The sequence below is a fragment of the Pseudomonas migulae genome (assembly GCF_043225285.1).
Classification (GTDB): Bacteria; Pseudomonadota; Gammaproteobacteria; order Pseudomonadales; family Pseudomonadaceae; genus Aquipseudomonas; species Aquipseudomonas migulae_C.
The window spans coordinates 5,066,687-5,085,774 of the sequence record NZ_CP171224.1 but is presented as its reverse complement, the minus strand read 5'-3'; the positions used below and the strand labels follow the sequence as shown (position 1 = coordinate 5,085,774).

General features: G+C 58.5%; 15 protein-coding genes. 7 read left to right on the top strand and 8 right to left on the bottom strand.

Annotated elements, in window-relative coordinates:
• Position 1 precedes the first annotated feature (1 nt).
• The 6 genes from ACF6ZU_RS23295 to ACF6ZU_RS23270 all read left to right on the top strand — a co-directional run bounded on the left by ACF6ZU_RS23295 (position 2) and on the right by ACF6ZU_RS23270 (position 9,140).
• Positions 2-517, top strand: coding sequence for an Hcp family type VI secretion system effector (locus tag ACF6ZU_RS23295; protein ID WP_007919523.1), 516 nt, complete (start codon positions 2-4; stop codon positions 515-517).
• 131 nt (positions 518-648) lie between these two features.
• Entirely contained in the window at positions 649-2,691 is a 2,043-nt protein-coding gene (tssI, locus tag ACF6ZU_RS23290; protein WP_392887380.1) for a type VI secretion system tip protein TssI/VgrG, read from the top strand.
• A complete protein-coding gene (locus ACF6ZU_RS23285; RefSeq protein WP_392887379.1) occupies positions 2,684-3,583 on the top strand; it encodes a DUF4123 domain-containing protein in 900 nt (299 codons plus the stop codon). Before tssI ends, ACF6ZU_RS23285 begins: the two co-directional genes overlap by 8 nt.
• Positions 3,580-6,900 carry a toxin VasX gene (locus ACF6ZU_RS23280; protein ID WP_392887377.1) on the top strand — a complete coding sequence of 1,107 codons (3,321 nt, stop codon included), beginning with the start codon at positions 3,580-3,582 and terminating at the stop codon, positions 6,898-6,900. Before ACF6ZU_RS23285 ends, ACF6ZU_RS23280 begins: the two co-directional genes overlap by 4 nt.
• A 36-nt stretch (positions 6,901-6,936) precedes the next feature.
• On the top strand, positions 6,937-8,040 hold the full coding sequence (locus ACF6ZU_RS23275; RefSeq protein WP_392887375.1) for a DUF6708 domain-containing protein: 1,104 nt from the start codon (positions 6,937-6,939) through the stop codon (positions 8,038-8,040).
• The gene (locus ACF6ZU_RS23270) at positions 8,037-9,140 is read left to right on the top strand and encodes a DUF6708 domain-containing protein (protein WP_392887373.1); all 1,104 of its coding nucleotides are present in this window, start codon (positions 8,037-8,039) and stop codon (positions 9,138-9,140) included. The genes ACF6ZU_RS23275 and ACF6ZU_RS23270 overlap by 4 nt, the downstream gene beginning before the upstream one ends.
• Before the next feature lie 326 nt (positions 9,141-9,466).
• Here ACF6ZU_RS23270 and ACF6ZU_RS23265 read toward each other — a convergent pair whose 3' ends face one another.
• The 6 genes from ACF6ZU_RS23265 to ACF6ZU_RS23240 form a co-directional block, all read right to left on the bottom strand.
• A complete protein-coding gene (locus ACF6ZU_RS23265; RefSeq protein WP_392887371.1) occupies positions 9,467-10,045 on the bottom strand; it encodes a hypothetical protein in 579 nt (192 codons plus the stop codon).
• A 92-nt stretch (positions 10,046-10,137) separates the two neighbouring features.
• On the bottom strand, positions 10,138-10,380 hold the full coding sequence (locus ACF6ZU_RS23260) for a hypothetical protein (RefSeq protein WP_392887369.1): 243 nt from the start codon (positions 10,378-10,380) through the stop codon (positions 10,138-10,140).
• A gap of 63 nt (positions 10,381-10,443) precedes the next feature.
• Complete coding sequence (locus tag ACF6ZU_RS23255; RefSeq protein WP_392887367.1) at positions 10,444-11,511, bottom strand: lipocalin-like domain-containing protein; 1,068 nt, start codon at positions 11,509-11,511, stop codon at positions 10,444-10,446.
• Entirely contained in the window at positions 11,501-13,972 is a 2,472-nt protein-coding gene (locus ACF6ZU_RS23250) for an ABC transporter permease (protein WP_392887365.1), read from the bottom strand. The genes ACF6ZU_RS23255 and ACF6ZU_RS23250 overlap by 11 nt, the downstream gene beginning before the upstream one ends.
• 1 nt (position 13,973) lies before the next feature.
• The gene (locus tag ACF6ZU_RS23245; RefSeq protein ID WP_392887364.1) at positions 13,974-14,642 is read right to left on the bottom strand and encodes an ABC transporter ATP-binding protein; all 669 of its coding nucleotides are present in this window, start codon (positions 14,640-14,642) and stop codon (positions 13,974-13,976) included.
• Between the two features lie 174 nt (positions 14,643-14,816).
• On the bottom strand, positions 14,817-15,629 hold the full coding sequence (locus tag ACF6ZU_RS23240; protein ID WP_392887361.1) for a class I SAM-dependent methyltransferase: 813 nt from the start codon (positions 15,627-15,629) through the stop codon (positions 14,817-14,819).
• A 170-nt stretch (positions 15,630-15,799) separates the two neighbouring features.
• Here ACF6ZU_RS23240 and ACF6ZU_RS23235 point away from each other — a divergent pair, with 170 nt between their 5' ends.
• Entirely contained in the window at positions 15,800-16,192 is a 393-nt protein-coding gene (locus ACF6ZU_RS23235; protein ID WP_392887358.1) for a hypothetical protein, read from the top strand.
• Here the strand turns inward: ACF6ZU_RS23235 and ACF6ZU_RS23230 are convergent.
• Positions 16,183-17,622 (bottom strand): sigma-54-dependent transcriptional regulator, encoded by a 1,440-nt coding sequence (locus tag ACF6ZU_RS23230; RefSeq protein ID WP_392887356.1) that lies wholly within the window; start codon positions 17,620-17,622, stop codon positions 16,183-16,185. The genes ACF6ZU_RS23235 and ACF6ZU_RS23230 overlap by 10 nt on opposite strands.
• Positions 17,591-19,087, bottom strand: a complete 1,497-nt coding sequence (locus ACF6ZU_RS23225) for a sensor histidine kinase (RefSeq protein ID WP_392887355.1) — start codon at positions 19,085-19,087, stop codon at positions 17,591-17,593. Before ACF6ZU_RS23225 ends, ACF6ZU_RS23230 begins: the two co-directional genes overlap by 32 nt.
• Between the last annotated feature and the right edge of the window lies 1 nt (position 19,088).

The following is a 19,088-nucleotide window of genomic DNA, read 5'->3' as shown; positions in this document are numbered from 1 at the left end:
CATGGCAACACCAGCGTACATGTCCGTCACTGGCGAAAAACAAGGCCTGATCACTGCCGGCGCCTTCACCGCCGACTCCGTTGGCAACACCTACCAGGAAGGCCACGAAGACCAGGTCATGGTTCAGGCTTTCAGCCACGACGTGATCATCCCGCGTGACCCGCAATCCGGCCAACCGACCGGTCAGCGCGTCCACAAGCCAGTCGTGATCACCAAGGTCTACGACAAGGCTTCGCCACTGCTGCAGGCGGCCCTGACCTCCGGCGAGCGCATGAGCGAAATCGTTATCCAGTGGTTCCGTACTTCGGCTCAAGGTACTCAAGAGCACTACTACACCACCAAACTGGAAGACGCGATCATCGTCGCCATCAACAACAAAATGCACAACTGCCAGGACCCAGGCAACTCGCACTTCACCCACCTGGAAGAAGTGCAGTTCACCTACCGCAAAATCACCTGGACCCACGAAGTATCCGGTACTTCGGGTTCCGATGATTGGCGTGCTCCAGTCGTTTAATTACGGCTGATCGTTACAAGCATCGGCCAGCTCTGCTGGTCGATGTTGTTTACGCCCCTCCAGAATTTCGCGTGCGTTGAACCGCCTGGCGGTTGTCGACGAACGCCGCTCCACAGCACGAGGAACAAGGGATGTTCGCGCCGGCCAATCAGACTCACTTTGCCCTGACTATCGAAGGGCTTTCCAGCGACTTCCAGGTCCTGTCCCTGCAAGGCCGGGAAGCCATCAGCCAGCCGTTTGTGTTTGAGGTGGAACTGGTCAGTGAAAAGCCGTCCCTGGACCTCGAAACCCTGTTGCACAAACCGGCCTTTTTGCAGCTCTCGCCCGACGGCAGCGGCATTCACGGGCAAATCTATCGCGCGACCCAGGGTGATTCCGGCAAACGCCTGACCCGCTACGCGGTGACCCTGCGCCCGCAACTGTCCTACCTCGCGCACCGCATCAATCAACGCATCTTCCAGAACCTCACCGTGCCGAAAATCATCGGCCAGGTCCTCGAAGAGCACGGCATCCAGAGCAACGCCTACGAATTCAAGGTCGGGGCGATTTATCCCGAGCGTATCTACTGCGTCCAGTACGATGAATCGGACCTGCAGTTCGTCCAGCGCCTGTGCGAGGAAGAAGGTATCCACTACCACTTCCAGCACAGCGCCACGGCCCACAAACTGATGTTCGGCGATGACCAGACGGTGTTCCCGAAACTCGCCCCCGTGGCCTACCAGCAAGACTCCGGCATGGTTGCCAACGACCCGGTGATCAAGCGCTTCGACCTGCGCCTGGAAACCCGCACCAGCCGCATCACCCGCCGCGACTACGACTTCGAAAAGCCACGACTCACCCTTGAAAGCGAAAACCGCGGCGACGCCCTGCCCGATCTCGAGGACTACGATTACCCCGGTCGTTTCGTCGACCGTGAGCGCGGCAAGCACCTGGCCAAACGTGCCCTCGAACGTCATCGCAGCGACTTCCAGCTGGCTGAAGGCAAAAGCGATCAGCCGTTGCTGGTCAGCGGCCACTTCCTGGCCCTGACCCGACACCCGAAAGCCAAGTGGAACGACTTGTGGCTGCTGACCGAAGTCCTGCATGAAGGCAAACAGCCGCAGGTGCTGGAAGAATCGGTCACCAGCAACACCACCAATCTGAAGGACGACTTCCATCAGGGTTATCGCAACCGCTTCCAGGCCACCCCGTGGGACGTGCCGAACCGTCCGCCGCTGACACAGAAGAAGCCGCGCATTCTCGGCAGCCAGAGCGCCGTGGTCACCGGCCCCAAAGGTGAAGAAATCCACTGCGACCAGTACGGCCGCGTCAAAGTGCAATTCCACTGGGACCGCGAAGGCCAGGCCGACGACAAGACCAGCTGCTGGCTGCGCGTCTCCTCCGCCTGGGCCGGTGCTCACTACGGCGGCATCGCCATCCCGCGGATCGGCATGGAAGTGCTGGTCACCTTCCTCGAAGGCGACCCCGACCAACCGCTGATCAGCGGCTGCCTGTACCACAAGGAAAATGTCGTCCCCTACGCCCTGCCGGCGAACAAGACCCGCACCACCTTCAAAACCCTCAGCTCTCCCGGTGGCGCGGGTTTCAACGAACTGCGCATCGAAGACAAGAAAGGCCAGGAACAGATCTTCCTCCACGCCCAGCGCGATTGGGACGAAAACGTCGAACACGACCAGAAAATCCGCGTCGGCAACGAACGCCACGACACCGTGGAGAAGAACAGCTACAGCGAGTTCAAGGCCGAAGAACATCACACCGTTTACGAAGACCGCAAAGTCGAAACCTGCGCCAACGACCACCTGACCGTGGGCGTGAACCAGCACATCAAGATCGGTACCGGGCAATTCATCGAGGCCGGCCAGGAAATCCACCTGAGCAGCGGCATGAAAGTCGTGCTTGAAGCCGGCAGCGAACTGACCCTGATCGGCGGCGGCAGCTTCATCAAGATCGACGCCGGTGGCGTGACGATGAGCGGGCCGGCGATCAACATGAACTCCGGCGGCAGTCCGGGCAGTGGGACGGGGGCCGCGCCGTTGTTGCCGGGGCCGTTGAAGCAGGCGGATGCGGACAAGGCCGGGCAATTGTTGGTGCCCGCACAGCGGCAAGCGTTGATGCAGAAGAAGCCGATCTGCGCGATCTGCGAGAAGGCCAAGCTGGAGGCACAAAATGCTTAAGTCCGATTGGCCACTGGAAAACGGATTGCCCCAAGGCCTGCCGTGGAATGGCACCGTCGGTTTGCTGCTGGATGGCGTCAGCGTCGAAAAACTGCCCCAGCACATTTATCAATGGTCGGACGATCCGGTGTTCGAGCCACTCTACCTCGGCACGCAGTGGGCCGAGTTGGGTGACGTCTCGCCGTGCCTTGTCCAGATAAAAACCCAGAACAATCCCATCCTCGCAAAGTTTCTGGCTGAGCCCCGCCAGGAATGGGGCTACCTGGTGTTCAGCGATCAAACCTGGGCGCAAATGGTCGAGCACTTCCGCTGGCTGACCAGCGTCATGCACCCTCAGGGTGAAGAAGTCCTGCTGCGCATCGCCGACCCAGCCGTGGCCCACGCATTGCTCAGCCACGCCGAGAGCCTCAAGGATCCTACCCTGTTTGGCCCTTGCTCACAGATCGCCGCCGCCGACGCGGCACTGGGCTGCTGGCACATCAACCAGCGACCGGGCAACGCCCCCGAGCCCAACCACCGCAAACGCTACCGCTTGAGCGACGAGCAACTCAGCCAACTGGACGAAGTGAATTTCCGCAGCATCGTCCTGCGCCTCGACCAACACATGCACGAATACTTTCCGTCCTATCAGGCACAATCGATGCCGTTGCACCGCTGGGAACACCTGCACGCATTGGCCTCGACCTCGTACGATCGCGGCTTCAACACCGAACTCGACATCACCCTCTACGCCAACATTCACGGGTTCCTCGGTGAGCGAGCGCTGGAGGAGCATCCGGACCTGGACGCAATACTCAAGTCCCCGTCGGAACAAACGCCCGCTCAGCGACTCGAACGGGTCGCTGATATTGCCCAGGAACGGGCCGAAACCCTGCACAGGAATCAAGGATGACCACGCCAACATCGGCCGGCAAAAGCCCGAACAACGTTGCAAAAAGCCAAGACGACGGCAAGTGCGCCATGGGCGGTTGCTCCCTGATGAAGGCCAAGATCCAGCTCATCCCTCTGCGCTACGGTCTGGTCGAACGACTCGACCCGTCCAGCGCATTGGCGATGCCTTACAAAACCACTTCCCGCCCATTGGGCATTCGCTTGATCCGCGACGGATGGCTCTACGTCATCGTCGACAAGAAACCTCAAGCCGTCATGCACGAATACCGCATCCAGAACGGCATCGTGACCCAACTGCTGTGGGAAAAAGGCGAAATCACCGCCAACAAACGTGAAAGCAACGTGGGCGAAGCCGTATTGGTTTTCCCGCGTTTGAGCAAGCTCTACGTCAACTACTCCGAAGTGCAATGGACCGCCGCCAAATGCGCGCAGGTCATCAAGCACAAGTCCGAGCGTGAATACTTCATGCAGGCAGTGGACCTGACCAAGGCTGATCCGGAGAAAGGCGCGGCTAATCTGTTGACGCCGAGTCAGGCGGAGAAGTGGATTGCGGAGGTCGCGGAGCAGCCGAGTAAGGAGCCGGCGGTTACGGGTGCCAAACCTGAGGAAAGCAAAGACTATCTCTGGGGGCAAGCGTCGCACTTCAAGAAAACTCAGTTGGGCGCGCTCAAAAAGCAAGTCAAGGCAGAAAACGAGCGTGACCATCTGTACTTGGTCGTACAGGATGACCTAGGTGTGCTGCGCGATCTTGCTGAGCATCAGGATTTGGTCACTGGCTGGATCAGCGACTGGAGTGATGCTGAAGCCAATCAAAAGAAGTATGTGTTTGGTTGCTACATTGAATCGTTGTACACCGTAACCGGCGAAACCATTCTGAATGCCGCCCAAGGCGACCCTCGTTTTGCCAAACTCAAAGACGAAACAAGCGAAGAACAGCGGCAATCCATCGTCGACTACGTCAACGTTAAAAATCAAACCCAGTATTCCGGTGCAGGTACGCATCGCGGGGCTATTGCAGCTTCAAAGTCACGGATGCGTACGAGTCTTGGACCTTTGCATTCCAAGTACGAAGACCTGATCGAGACCATCGAGGACAATGCGGATGACGCGCTCGACGGCGCGAAAATGGGACAACAAGGCATCAACGATCTGATCGATCGGCCCGCTATGGAAGCTTTTCTGAAACAGCAACGCGCCCAACTCAGTCGTTGGAACAAACGGCTGGATCTGATCAGTGACGATCGCGCGAGTCTGATCAGTGAAGAACGCTTCCAACGCTCAGCCTGGTATTTCGACCCAAAATTTGGCGATCAACTCGACACGACTCTCGCTACTGAATATGCCTGTATGAGAGATATTTGCCGGACGGATAAAGCGACTGAAAAGCTTGCCGATTTGCTTGAGAAACAACCGGGTTTTACCGTACCAACCTTCTTTACGTTGAGCTTGACTGATCAGAAGGACATGCACGCAAAGGTTACATCTTTCATTAAGTCCCTGCGCGATACCTATATGGTCAAGGACGACTATCAAGGTGCACAGGCACTCAGCGGAAAATTTGGCAATTTGCTCACTCAGAATCTCGCAGCAGCAATGCAGTTGAGTGAAAACGGCATTGTGCTCGGTCAGTTGCGTGACACGGCGTATGAACCGGCAAAGCAATTACGCCTGGCAGGAGCGTTGGATGAGGCCATGCAAGCGCTACGCAGTGGTCAGCCGCTAGATCCAGCAAAAGTATTGCGCCAAATTCCTGGCTCGGCCTGGATAGATGTTCTGCGAGCCTTCGGTAAGGGAGGTATTACGTTGGAGTTTGCCTCTGCGAATCAAATTGCCGCGTTCAAAGCTGATATAGCCAAACTGACAGATCTGCGCCAGCAAATGACCTCGCTGAAAAATCAGATTCGGCAAACCCTGGCCGACGAACGTAAAGGCAGGTCACCAAAAGGCGGTTACAAAACTTTGGTATCCCGCCGCAAAGCCATTCAGCAGACGGTAGCTCCACTTGAAGGGCGGGTAGCTCAGGCCATGAGCCCTGTTGGTGACGGGCCGGGTAAGGCTGCTTTCAAGATCAAAGGGCTTAACAATGCTCAGGTGCTTGAGTTTGAGCGGATGGCCGATGACTATCGGCTCAAGCGCCCTTCCAAAGGAATAAGCAAGGCGGTTTTCGCATCAGCTGGAGGGGATTTGTTTTCTTCAGCGGCAGCGGTTCTGCAAATCATCAGCTTTGCGACTGTTTATAGTGAATTTGCTAGAAAAAAAGAAGCGGACTTCTCCGACAAGTTGGCTGTAGCAAATGCTTTTTTTTCAATGATTGGGGGGACTATTGCCGCAGCTCAAGGAATTGCCATTACCGGCCTTTCTGTCGCAATTGAAAACTATGCGAGTGCCGCAGCTAAAATCGGATTAGCAGCCAAATTAGGCAAAATTACAGGAGTATTGGGGCCGTTTTCATACCTTTTTGGCGCTATTGCCGCAGGCACGGGTTTGTACGGAGAAAAAGGGTCTGCCGCGAGGTGGACCGAAGCTTTACGGTCGGGAGATGGCGCCAAGCTAGCTGGGGCGAGCATGACGCTGGCTGGGGACTCCGGCCAACTAGCTGTCAATGGCTGGGCAACTGCACGAACAGTTCAATACACGTTTGAAGCTATGACGAATGTAAGCCAGGCGCGCGCTCTCGCATGGGTTACGGCTGGCGGTAAATTGCTCAGCGTCGCAGCACGGGCCAACCTGATTGGCCTAGTCCTGACAGGACTCCAATTGGGTGGTGAATGGCTATACAACCGTAATAATAAGACTGAACTGGATAAATGGCTGCTTAAAGGTCCTTGGGGCAAGCAGAGCGCAAACCGAAGTCTTGCGGAGGAGCGTTTGATGTTAGCAAATATTACTGCCGCTCCGCAGATAGCCCTACAGCAAGTAAACAGCAAGCCCATGGCCATCTTGAGCGTACCGGGGATGACAGCCAATGATCTGGAAGACGTCAGTCTCGGCCTCAGTGCTTACTGGCTGACTAACCATCAGCGCAATGACTGGGAAGCGTGGAGCGAACCATTGCTTTATCAACTCAATCTGCTAGGTGCCCCGGACGAACCTCTCAAGCTGGGCTTGGAAATATTCCAACACGAAGCTAACGCCCAGCATGGCCTTGCCGTCGTTTTACGCTACCACCCCGTAGCCGGTGATAAATCTTTCCGAGAGAAGCGATTCGAAACCACGACCCTAAACGCGCAGAATGGCAAACTCCTCCAATCAGTGTCTGTGTTAAAGACGCGTACCACGGATGCCCCTTGGTTGCTAATAACTAGCGACTCCCTTTAGTTGCCTAACCCGCCTACATTTCTTCGGTTGAATTGCATGCCATCCAAACCTGAACAGCAAGTCGAACTTGGCCTCAAAAACCACCGTCCCACGGCAGGGGAAACTCGTCGTTTTGCCACAGGTGAAGCATTATTTTTCTCACCGCTGCCAGTTCCTACCGGGCAAATCCCAATGGATCTCGGCGGTAGTTTTGTTGAAGTCAACGACACCTATCTGGACTTGGGCAGCAGCAATCTCACCAAGTCTTTCCAAGCACGATTAGCTGTGTCACTCCCGACAGTCGTAGTTATCGTTTGCCTATTTGTTCTCCCAACCTTGATGGGCTTCGCGGCATTCATAAATCCATTCGGCAGAAGCTTTTGGTTTTACTTCAACGATTTTTTTGAGTTCGGAATATCACTAGCGCTCTGGTGTGGAGGGGGAGCAGCACTGATTGGCCTGTACGCGATTATCAGCACCACAAGAAGCAAAGCCCGTACCCGGCCTATTCGATTTAACCGTCAACGCCGAGAGGTTTGTTACTTCCCGAAGGGCTCCGACGAACCGGTGATCCAGCCTTGGGAAGACACGGTTGCGTGGATCTCCGTCAGTACCGGATTTACAGGAGTAGGCGTAATCAGTAGCTACACCTTTGGCATGGCCATAGATAATCCCAAGGCCGAAACGGTGCACTTTCTAACACAGGAAGTCATGACTCCTATTCATGGACTAGGCAAATGGGAAGCCATACGTGTCTACATGGAAAAAGGCCCGGAGTTCTGCCCTGGCAAAGCACCCTATGAAGGTCGCCACACCTTCGATAAAGAACGACAAGACATGCATGAGGAATACCAGCACAACGAGCGTTCAGCATTAGGCGTTGGCTGGTGGTACCTGACACACCTGATCACCTGGTGGCGTTTTCCGTACTGGGTCGCGGAATGGGACCATCGTTTCAGCATGAAGTCTCTGCCTGAATCCATTGCTGAATGGTCAAAATCTCTACCGCCTGAGCAGTGGGCGAAGCCGAGCCAAGCTTTGAAAGAGCAAAGCGCCAAGATCGAAAACGCCTTCGCTAAAGGACAGGATTTCATGGCGTACTTCAACACAAACTTAAATGAAGCCCGGACAAAAGAGTCAGTAGATAACTCGGCTTTATGAGCGCAGAAATCAATCAGCCCGTTGATCGGTGGGACTTGAAAAACCAGCGCCCTACTGCCGGTGAGTCCCGACATTTCGCTACCGGTGAGGCAGTATTTTTTTCACCATTACCCGTCCCTACTGGGCAGACACCCATGGACTTAGGCGGATGTTTTATTGAAATCAACGATGCTTATCTCGATGTAGGTAGTAGTAACTTCAATAAAGCTTTTCAAACCAGAGTTATGATCGCGAGCGCGATGCTCTTGTTGATTGTCAGTTGGATAGTAGGACCTTTCATCGCAGGTCTGATGAGTATCGGCGATCCCTACGGCCGAACATTTATATACATTTTCATGGAGTTTTTCCCCACTGGCGCCGCCATCGGCGCTTGGGGAACCGCCGGTGCAGCAGTTTTAGGGGTGTATGTTGTCATCAGTTCCACACTCACCAAATCCCGAACCCGCCCCATACGCTTCAACCGCCAACGCCGCGAAGTCTGCTTTTTTCCCAACAACTACGACGAACCCGTCATCCAGCCATGGGAAGAACTGGTCGCTTGGATATCGATCAGTACCGGCTCAACCGGCGTAGGCATAGTGAGCACCTACACCTTAGGCATGTCGTTCGATGACCCGAAGTTCGACAAAGTACATTTCGTAAACCAAAGCGTAGCAACACCCATCCATGGTTTGAGCGAGTGGGAAGCGATCCGCGTTTATATGGAAAAAGGACCGCAATACTGCCCCGGCGTGGCACCTTACGAAGGCCGCCACACCTTCGATCAAGAACGTGCTGACATGCACGAAGAGTATCGGCACAAAGAGCGTTCGGTCATTGGTGTTGGCTGGTGGTATCTGTCCCACGTCATCACGTGGTGGCGTTTCCCTTACTGGGTCGCCGAGTGGGACCATGGCTACAGCATGAAAAGCCTGCCGAATTCGATTGCCGACTGGTCGAAACCACTGCCACCGGAGCAATGGGTACAACCGAGTACCGAGTTGATTCTGCAAAGCGCAAAAATTGAAAAGGCCTTTGCCCAGGGCGAGAACTTCATGACGTACTTCGATGCCAGCAAGAACTCTGATCGAAAAACTAACAACGGAAAACGGGCGATCTAGAGGTGGCGTTGCAGAAATTACAAATCACCAAGGGTAGGCTTTAGAGATCTAATGAACCCCGAAAAAAGGTGTCCGCCCAGTGTAATGGCCTCGGCAATCCATGCACTGGTAAAGAGCCCTGCCACTGGGCGAACGGCGGGTATTTTAATAGAACTTTCCGCCTGTGTCCGCGCCTATAACATGAAATTTATTGAGCAATGATTGAATGACATCTTAAATATGAATTACATACATCCCTTAAACTCACCAGTTAGGCCATAAAACTGATTACTCCTGTACACGTAAGTTGTACAAGAGCAATCAATGTATAGAGTTAATACTCGACTTTAGTGCTGAGTGGTCACTTTCAAGATGTCGGTGTACGTCACGACAACGCTCTGCCCTACTTTCAAATCCTTCAGTTTTTTCTGGATTTCAGGTCTTTCGACGTTGACGGTTTTCGACTGGCCCGCCGGGTTTTCGAAGGTCACCTGGTTTTTCTTCAGGTCGATGGCCGTGATTTTCAGCTGGACCTGGATCTGACGGTAAGCCTCGCCGCCCGGGTTGGGGTTGTCTTTGGTGGCGCGGATTTCGCCGGTGCGTTCGGTGGAGCCTGGCAAGCCTTTGTCGACGTCGGTGTCCAGGTAAGAGGCGACTGAGTGGGTCACTTCGATGTCGACCTTGTCCCCGACTTTCAGGTTGTCCAGATTCTTGGCCTTGTCAGTGAGTTGTACATGAACCTGACGGCCTTCAGCGCCCTCGAGGACGACCTGGTGTTTGGCAGCGTCGACGGCCAGGACTTTGGTGGTGACCTGGTCCTTTTCCACGACGGCGGACAGCGGGATGTCCGCGGCGATGACGCTGAAACTGGCGGCAGACAGCACGGTGGCGAGGGTGATGGCTTTGGTCAGTGCGTGAAGTTTCATAAGCGGTACGCTCCCTGTGATGGATGGCAGCGCACGGCTCGACATCAAGTGTCAGCGCCGTGCGTGCCAGTGAGCATAGACGCTGTTCGCGTTCAGGCTTCGGGATCGTCGACTTCGTTAGCCACGTTCACGGCGGGCGAGTCTTTGTGTGATTGTTCGGCCTTGTCCTTCAGCGCCTGCCACTGGTCGAGGTCGATGGTGCCCTGCCCCAGCAAATCGTCGGCCACTCGCAACAGTTCGGCGTAATGGGCGTCGGGGGATTGCTGCCAGTAGGCCTTGTCTTCGAACAGCCGCTGCCACGCGGCGAGGTCGGGTGGTGTGAGGTCGTCACTCATGGCGGGCTCCTGTGAACGGGCGTTGTTGAATTAGGAGGACGCCGCGTTGCCGAGAGTTCCGGCTCAGTAACCCGTCATTTCCAGATAGCCCTGCCCCCCGTGGCTGCCGCTGAGGCGCACCGGTCCTTCCCAATAGGGAATGCGCAAATCCATCCAGGCGTTGGGGTTGAGCGCGGTGATGGTGATATAGAGTTGTTTGGCTGGAATCCTGATCGACCAGCGCACTGGCATCGAACGGCCGGCGACGTTGGCGGTGTCTTGGGGGGTGAGGCTGATATCGGCGGCATGCAGTAACTGCGTCTGCCCTTTCGCGTCGATCCAGGTGCCGGTGAGGTACGGCTCGCCGTTCTTCTGCCGCATGCGGTAGAGCATTACCTGTTCGCCGCTGTCCAGGTGCAGGGAGAACCAGTCCCAACCGCTCTGGTTGGCGGTGAGCGGCTGACTGCTCCACTCGCGGTCGAGCCACGCCGGGCCGCTGACCTGATACGTCTGGCCGTCGATGTCCAGCGTACCGCTGGCCTGGAAAAACGGCTGGCTGTAGTAGTACGACGCCTGGCCCTGTTCGGATTTCTGGCTGAAACCTTTGTCGCCCTGCAACACCGGCGGGTGCGTGGACGTCAGTCGTAACGCATAACCGAATCCCTTGTCACGCGCGCTAAGTTGAAGATCGACCAGTCCATCCGGCCCCTGACTGCCGAACTGCCAATCGTCGATCCAGGCATTGAACGGCTGCGCGTTTACCCCGGCCTGGCCGACGCCGCCACGGGCATAGCGTTCTGCGGCGTAATGCGCCGTCGCCGAGGTCACCGCCGCGTGGCCCAGCCAGATTGTCTGGTTTTCCCAGCCCGGCACTTCGGGCGAGGCGTTCAATGCACTGCGGAACAACGTCCATTGCACGCCGAACTCGCGACCCTGATCGTCCTTGAGGTTGGCGGTGACGTACCACCATTCGATGCGAAAACCGTCGTGGGGACCGTGATCGGCGGGAAAGCTGAACTCCCGCCCAGGCACCACGGGGGTGAATGCGGCGGCTTCATTACCAAGGCCCGCAAAGCCTTTTTCAACCGGTGCCGAGTTATCGCAACCACTCAACAACAGCATCAGCAGCAACGCGCCAAGCTTAATCCTCATGGGCAAACGTCCTCAGCAGATCCGCCGGTTGCGTGCGATACAGCGAGTACAGCGGCCACGCCGACGCCATCAAAGTCGCAAGCAACGCCAGCCCCATCAACTGCAACAGCTGCAACGGGAATACCATTAACGGCAGGCGCCAGCCGAAAGCCTGAACGTTGATCACCGTGTCCAGGCACCACGCCAGCGCGATGCCCAACGGCAACGCGAGCACCAGCGTCAGCACCGCCAGCAACCAGGTTTGCCCTAGGTTGAGCAACATCAATTGTCGGCGCGTCACGCCCAGTGCCCACAGCGGTGCAAGTTGTCCGAGGCGGCTCTGGCTCTGGGTCAGCAGGCTGATGAACAGCGCCACACCGGCGACGCCGAGGGTCAGGCTGTTCAACGCGGCGGTGGCGGCGAAAGTGCGTTCGAAAACCTGGGTGGACCAGCCCTTGAGCCGCTCCTGATCGACGATGCGGCTGTCGTCCAGGGCGAAGCGGGTCTGCAGGGTTTTCAGGAATGCCGGAATCAGCGGCGGTTCGATGCGCAGGTTGAAGCGATTGGGCGTCAATTGGGGCCAGCCACGCAGCAGGTGGTCGACGTTGACCAGGATGTGTCCCTTGGGGTTGCCGTAGTCGGCGTAAATCCCGACGATCCGCGGCGACCACGGCCCCGTCGGCGTAGGCAGCGTGAGGTGGTCGCCGAGACGGACTTTCAGGCGCCGCGCCAGTTGCTCGCTGAGCATCAGCGCGTCGTCCTTGGCCAGCCGGTCCCACGGGTTATCGCCCAGGGCTTCCAACAGCGGCCAGTGCTGGCGATAGGTCGGGTGATCGATCACGCCAAAAACGTCCGCTGGCCATCCCTGCAACTGGATCGACACCTGCCAGTTGGGCAGCACCGCGCCAAGGGCGGGTTGCTGTTTGAGCCAGCTTTGCAGTTCTCGGGCCTGGGCCGGGTTTTGCGGATTGATGTACAGCTCGGCGGTCAACCGCTGTTCGAGCCAGTGACTGAATGTCTGGCGAAAACCGGCGGTCATGCTGCCGGCGCCGATGTTCGCCGCCAGCGCCAGCAGCAGCGCCATCAAGGCCAGGCTCAGGGCTGGCAATTGCTGGCGGCAATCGGCGAGAAACCACTGGCCGAGCACGGAACGGCTGCGATGCAGCACCAGGTTCAGCACGGTGTTGAGCACCACCGGCAAGGCCAGCGCAGCACCGATCAGCAGTGCGGCCATCAGCACAAATCCACTGGCGAGGCTGTCGCCGAAGACCAACGCCAGCAGCGCGATCAGCCCTGCCAACGCCGCGACCCACCCCTGGCGTCGCAACCAGCGCGCGTGGGCCTGATGCCAGGCTTGCGGATCCGCCAGGGCCAGCAACGGCAAACGCGCTGCGCGCACCAGGCTGTTGGCGCCGGCCAGCAACGCGCCGAGCAAACTCAGGCCGATACCGCTGAACCACCACGTTGGACTGAGGCTCAACTGCCCCGCCACCTCGGCGCCGTATAAGCCGCGCAGGCTGGCGGCGACGTCCGGCAACAGCACGCTGGCCAGCCAGTAGCCGCTGACCACGCCAAACAGACCGCCGATCAGCGCCAGTGCGCCCAATTCAATCGCCAGGCATGCGATCAACCGGCGCGCGCTGACGCCGCAGGCGCGCAAGGTTCTGAGTAGGCCGCGACGCTGCTCCAGTGCCAGCCCGATAGCCGCGTGAACGATGAACAGGCCGACGACAAAGGAGAGAAACCCGAGGGCATCGAGGTTCAGGTGAAAGCTTTCGGTGAGGCGCGAAAGGTTGTTCTCTTCGCCGCTGCTCTTGTATTGCAGCTGCCCCTTGTACCGTTCCGGCAGTGTCGCGGTGAAATCCTTGGGCAGAAGCAGACGCGAGAGTTGATCCGGCAGGCCGAGAATCTGCTGGGCGAAGCCGATGTCCACGAGCAACAAACCGGGGGCCATGTCGGTTTGCACGCGCAGGGGCGGCAAGGCCACGCCGCTCACACTGTAAGGGCGATCGCCTTCGCGCAACCCCAAGGCCTGCAAGGTCTGCGGCGAAATCCAGGTGCTGCCCGGCGGGCTGAAAAACTCGACGACCTGTTCGATCGCCAACGCCCGTCCAGCCACCGCGGAACCGGTGGGCAACGACACCGGTTCGATGCCTATCAGTTGCAAACGCTGGTCTTCGTGCCCCTTGAGCGTCAGCCGCCCTTGCAACACCGGCGACACCGGCCAACCCGCCCGTCGCAGCTCGACGAACAGCGCTTGGGCAAACGTCCCACCGCCGGGCGCACTGAGGCTGGCCTGGGGTTCGCCGCCAATCAACTGACTGGCCCGCGCGTAACTTTCCCGGGCCTGACTGTTCAGCGCCTGCACCCCGGTCAGCAGGCTGGTGGCGAGCCACAGCCCGGTCAGCACACTGAAAAACTGCACCGGGTGCTGTCGCCAGTGACTGAGCAGCGCGCGCAGGGTTTCGCGAAAAACCCGCACCTCAGCGCTCGTCCGCGTCAGCCAGACGACCGCGCTGCAGCACCACTTTCTCCGCCAGCCGCGCCGCCACTCGCGGGCTGTGGGTGACCATCAACAACGTGGTCGGACTGTCGTCGAGCAGTTCCAGCAACAACTTCAACACTTCATCGCTGGTGGCTTCATCGAGGCTGCCGGTGGGTTCGTCGGCCAGCAGCAGTTTGGGTTGCGAGGCCAGCGCCCGACCCAATGCGACCCGCTGCTGTTGGCCGCCGGACAGTTGCTCCGGATAACGCCGCAGCACATCTCCCAACCCCAACCGCTTGACCAGATGCGCCTGCCAGCGCGCATCGTGCCGTCCCGCCAGCCGCGCCTGGAACGCCAGATTGTCCTCCACGCGCAAACTGCCGATCAGGTTGAACTGCTGGAACACCAGGCCGATTTCGGTGCGCCGCCAGTTCGCCAGTTGCCCTTCACTCATCCGTTCAAGCTGATGCTCGCCACTGCGGATACTGCCGCGATCGACCTTGTCCAGCCCGGCGATCAGGTGCAGCAACGTGCTTTTGCCGCTGCCCGACTCGCCCATCAGCGCCAGGCTGCTGCCGGGTTTCAGCGTCAGGTCGACACCTTGCAACACCGGCAGCGGACCTTGCGGAGTGGCGTAGCTTTTGAAGACGCCTTGGACCGAAAGCATGGGGGGACCTGTTTGAGGGGATATGGGGCAAAGGATAGCTGCCGGGTTGGGGCAGATCTCAATTTTGCGCTGAATGCCAGGGCCCTTCGCGAGCAGGCTCGCTCCTACATTGGATCTCCCAATGGCACAGATCAAGTGTGGGAGCGAGCCTGCTCGCGAAGGAGGCAACTCATTTTACTGGCCGCGCTTCACCCCCACCCACGTAAAACACAACGGCAACTGCGCCTCCCGTTGCTGGTAACGGTCATAGAGCTCTTCACGATTGGAATGCGGATACTCCTTGAAATGGCTGATCTGCAGCCCCGCTTCAATGGCGCCGGTGAATATCTCGCCGAGGGTGTGGACGAACCAGTAGGACGTCGCCGCCGGCTGTTCGATCTTGCCTTCGTAGACGATCGGCTGGTCCTGCACGAACGGTTCTTTGCGAAAGTAGGAGGTCGCCAGGCGATAAGGATCGTCTGACTCGGGGTCGACCATTTCCAGGAACGGGTGGGTTTCGTACACCACCAGCGCGCCACCGGGCTTGAGGGTGCGGGCGACGTGGCGGAAGAATTCGCCGATATCCGGCATCCAGTTCAATACGCCGATGGTGATCAGGGCCACGTCGAATCGCGCATGTAGCTCGGTCGGGAGACGGTGGATGTCGGCCTCTATGAATTCAGGTGCGTGGGGCGAACGGGTTGCCAGCTCCCGGGCCTGTTCGAGAAACGCCGCCGATTGGTCGACACCGACAACGCTGCGGGCCCCCAGCGCAAACAGCGAAAGACTTTCGCGGCCATTGTTGCAGCCCAGTTGCACCACGTCCTTGCCGTCGACGCCGACCTGCTCAAGCACACCGCGCAACGTCTCGTCGATACAGCTGAAGTCGCCCAGTGCCACGGCCTCCAGTAATGACGGCCATTCAGGATTGTCCCGGTGGTGTCGGGCAGAGTCATTCCACGCATCACGATTGCTGGCGATGGCGGTTTCTTTTGTCGGCATTTCCATTGCACGCTCCAGAATTCGGGTTGATTCAAACCGGCCCGAGTCTAGATCAGCGCTTGATGAAAACCCATGTGGCGTTTGTTGGAATGTTGTAAGCCGGCAACGCACACGTACGACGGCTATAGTTAATGGCCTTGGGGAAATGCGTGTATACCGAGTTCGCAGGTGCCGCCATGAAACACACCGCCATGCCGCTGTTATTCGCCCTCTGCCTGACCGCCACCACGGCCGTTCACGCCGATGAACTGACGCCGCCGTCCGAGTACAGCAGCGAGTTCAACTATTACGGCAACAACCAGCCGTTCGCCCATCCCGTTCCGCCGACCCTGAGCTCGGTGCCGCCACGCTCGTACATCCCCACGGCACCGCTGGATTTCATTCCGATTTCCAGCGAGCACGTGTTCTCCGACTCACGGTTGCCGACGGTCGCGGATGCGACCGTTCGGGTGTTCATCCGTTCCTACGACGAGGAGCGCGGTGTCTACGTCAACGAAGAAGTCGTCGACCCGACCTGCCTGCTGGCCTGTCTCAGTCGACAGGGGCAGGCGACGCCGGTCTACCACTGACGCTTGTCCGGGCGCGCGAGGCCGAGTTTTTCGATCCGGTAACGCAGCATGTCGCGGCTCAACCCCAGCAGGCGCGCGGACTTGGTGACGTTCCAGTCGGTCTTGTCGAGCATCTTGCGCACCATGTCGCGCTCCACTTCCGGCAGGTTCATCGACTCTGTGCCGTTGTAGACCGGGCGTGGCTCGCTGTGGTGATGGTGATGTGAGATCTCGGGCATCGCCAGCGGCTCATCCACCAGGCTCATGCAGACGTTCAACTGGTGGGCGGCAACGATGTCGCTCTGAGCCAGCAGCACGGTCTGTTCGAGCATGTTGCGCAATTCGCGCACGTTGCCCGGCCAACTGTAGCCGAGCATCAGCTCCTCGGCCTGATCGCTGAAACGCAGGTTCGGTTTGCCATAGCGCTTGCCGTGGACGGCGAGGAAATGCCGGGCCAGCAACAGGATGTCTTCGCCCCGGGCATACAGGCGCGGCACCTTGATCGAGATGATGCGCAGGCGGAAGAACAGGTCGCGGCGGAACTTGCCTTGCTGGACCATCTGTTCGAGGTTGCAATTGGTGGCGCTGATCACCCGCAGGTCGACCTTGCGCTCCTTCACCGAACCGACCCGGCGAATCGTCCGGTCTTCCAGCAGCTTCAGCAGCTTGGCTTGCAGCAGCAGGTCCATTTCCCCTACTTCATCGAGAAACAGCGTGCCGCCATCCGCCGCTTCCACCAGGCCGACGCGGCGGTCCTTGGCATCGGTGAAGGCGCCCTTCTCATGGCCGAACAGCTCCGATTCCACGAGGTTGGACGGAATCGACGCGCAGTTGAATTCAATGAACGGGCCCTTGCTGCGCGGACCGTCAAAGTGCAGCGCCCGGGCCACCAGTTCCTTGCCGGTGCCGGTCTCGCCTTCCACCAGCACGGGCGGCAGATCGGCGTTGGCCATTCGGCGCTCGGCGTCGAGCAACTGCCCGATGGTGTTTTTCAGGTAGTGCATGGGGCCTGATTCGCCGATCAGGGCCTGGACGCCTGACTTTTGCGCTTCGCGTTCCTGGTAGAACGACAAGGTGCGCTCCATCCGGTCGGTGGCCAGGGCCTTGTCCAGCAACAACTTGAGTTCCGGCAGCGCCACCGGCTTGGTGACGTAATGGAACGCCCCTTCTTTCATCGCCACCACGGCGTCTTCGACATTGCCGTAACCGGTCATCATGATCACTTTCAGATCCGGCGCGCTGATGCGCAGCTTCTGGATCAGATCGTGACCGCTCATGCCCGGCAGCGAGTTGTCGGTCAGCACCACATCCGGGGCAAACGTGCTCATTTGCTCCAGCGCCTCTTCAGCCGAGTGGCAGACCGTCACCTCGAAGTCTTTGCGTTCAAGGTAGGTCTGAATGTTCTCGGCGAGGAGTTCGTCATCCTCGACCAGCAGAATGCTGTGCTCCATATTCCCCTCCCGTTGCCACTTTAAAGTTGAGACTGACGCGGGTTCCTTCCTGCTCCTGACTGGTCAGTTCGACCGAGCCCTCGAAGCGCTCCATTATTCGTTTGACCAGGGCCAGGCCGACGCCCAACCCGCCTTGTTTGGTGGTGAAAAACGGCTTGAAGACCATTTGTTGCTGCTGTTTGGTCATGCCCTTGCCGGTATCGCTCAAGGTCATGCGCACGTGCCCGGGGCGCGGCGACTCGACCTGTATGCTCAATTCGCCGCCCTTGGGCATCGCTTCCAGGGCGTTGGCGAACAGGCTATTGAGAATTTGCGTGAGGAGCACCTGTTGGCTGACGACCGGTGGGCAGACCTGTGGCGTGAAGCGGACTTCAACGTTGGAGCGCCTGATCAGCGCATCGAAAGCGCTCAGGGTGTCGTCGATGGCCAGCATCAGGTCCACCGCTTCGTAGTCGTCATTCACTGGCCGCAACGACACCAGCAACTCTCGAACCCAACGCGACATGCGATCGACCTGATTGATGATGTCGCCGATGTTTTTCTGCGCGCTCTGGCTGGCGATTTCCTGGGCCATTTCGGCACTGGAGCGGATGTTCGCCAGCGGGTTGCGCAAGCTGTGGGCCACGGCCGAGGACATCTCCCCCAGCGCCACGAAGGTTTCGTTGGCGATCAGCTGTTTTTGCTGGCTCTCCAGCAGCTTGGCCGCCCGCCGCACAATCCAGAACAGCGCCAGGTAAATGGCCGCGCCACCCAGCAACGTCGCGAACCAGATGGCCTTGAAGCCGCGCTGGATACGCTCCACCAGGTCCGCCGGCTCCTTGTAGATTTCGACCATGGCGATCACTTTGCTTTTGTCGGCATTGAACATCGGGATGTAGTTCTCAATGAACAGGTATTCAGGTTCCCGCAGCAGCCGTTGTTCGGGGCGTTCTTCATCGATCTCGTGGTAACTGGTGGACACCAGCTCCTTCATTTCGAAGGATTCGTCCAGTTCCTCGTCGTCTTCGATGCGCACGCCGATCAGTTCAGGGTTGGTCGACCAGACTACGGTGCGATCTTGGGCGTACACCGTGGCCAACAGCAGGTCCGGCAGATGGTCCACGTGATCGAGAAACTCGGTGCGCGAAGCGGCCCGGGCTTCCGGGGTGACGTCGGGATAGGCGTGATCCTGGCGCGGGTCGAGCATTTCGCCCATGGTTCTTTTCGGGGTGATCGACGCGTGGCGGATTTCAGCATCGCCGATGGCCTGGACGAATTGCGCGGTCAGCATCGAATCACGCTCGATGCTCTCTTCGACCACGAAACGCGTTGAAATGTAACCCAGCGCCAGCGCGACGCCGGCGATGATCAGAAAGCTGCCCAGGGAAAACCAGCGCAGCAGGTTGAAACGGCCACGCCAGCCCGAGCTATCCCCCGCCAGCGTGTTCGACGGCGCAGGTACTTTTGGTTGTTCCAGTATCTGCATG

Coding starts and splice junctions, on each gene's coding strand:
- ACF6ZU_RS23295 (WP_007919523.1), top strand. CDS start 2: ATGGCAACACCAGCGTACATGTCCGTCACTGGCGAAAAACAAGGCCTG.
- tssI (WP_392887380.1), top strand. CDS start 649: ATGTTCGCGCCGGCCAATCAGACTCACTTTGCCCTGACTATCGAAGGG.
- ACF6ZU_RS23285 (WP_392887379.1), top strand. CDS start 2,684: ATGCTTAAGTCCGATTGGCCACTGGAAAACGGATTGCCCCAAGGCCTG.
- ACF6ZU_RS23280 (WP_392887377.1), top strand. CDS start 3,580: ATGACCACGCCAACATCGGCCGGCAAAAGCCCGAACAACGTTGCAAAA.
- ACF6ZU_RS23275 (WP_392887375.1), top strand. CDS start 6,937: ATGCCATCCAAACCTGAACAGCAAGTCGAACTTGGCCTCAAAAACCAC.
- ACF6ZU_RS23270 (WP_392887373.1), top strand. CDS start 8,037: ATGAGCGCAGAAATCAATCAGCCCGTTGATCGGTGGGACTTGAAAAAC.
- ACF6ZU_RS23265 (WP_392887371.1), bottom strand. CDS start 10,045: ATGAAACTTCACGCACTGACCAAAGCCATCACCCTCGCCACCGTGCTG.
- ACF6ZU_RS23260 (WP_392887369.1), bottom strand. CDS start 10,380: ATGAGTGACGACCTCACACCACCCGACCTCGCCGCGTGGCAGCGGCTG.
- ACF6ZU_RS23255 (WP_392887367.1), bottom strand. CDS start 11,511: ATGAGGATTAAGCTTGGCGCGTTGCTGCTGATGCTGTTGTTGAGTGGT.
- ACF6ZU_RS23245 (WP_392887364.1), bottom strand. CDS start 14,642: ATGCTTTCGGTCCAAGGCGTCTTCAAAAGCTACGCCACTCCGCAAGGT.
- ACF6ZU_RS23240 (WP_392887361.1), bottom strand. CDS start 15,629: ATGGAAATGCCGACAAAAGAAACCGCCATCGCCAGCAATCGTGATGCG.
- ACF6ZU_RS23235 (WP_392887358.1), top strand. CDS start 15,800: ATGAAACACACCGCCATGCCGCTGTTATTCGCCCTCTGCCTGACCGCC.
- ACF6ZU_RS23230 (WP_392887356.1), bottom strand. CDS start 17,622: ATGGAGCACAGCATTCTGCTGGTCGAGGATGACGAACTCCTCGCCGAG.
- ACF6ZU_RS23225 (WP_392887355.1), bottom strand. CDS start 19,087: ATGCAGATACTGGAACAACCAAAAGTACCTGCGCCGTCGAACACGCTG.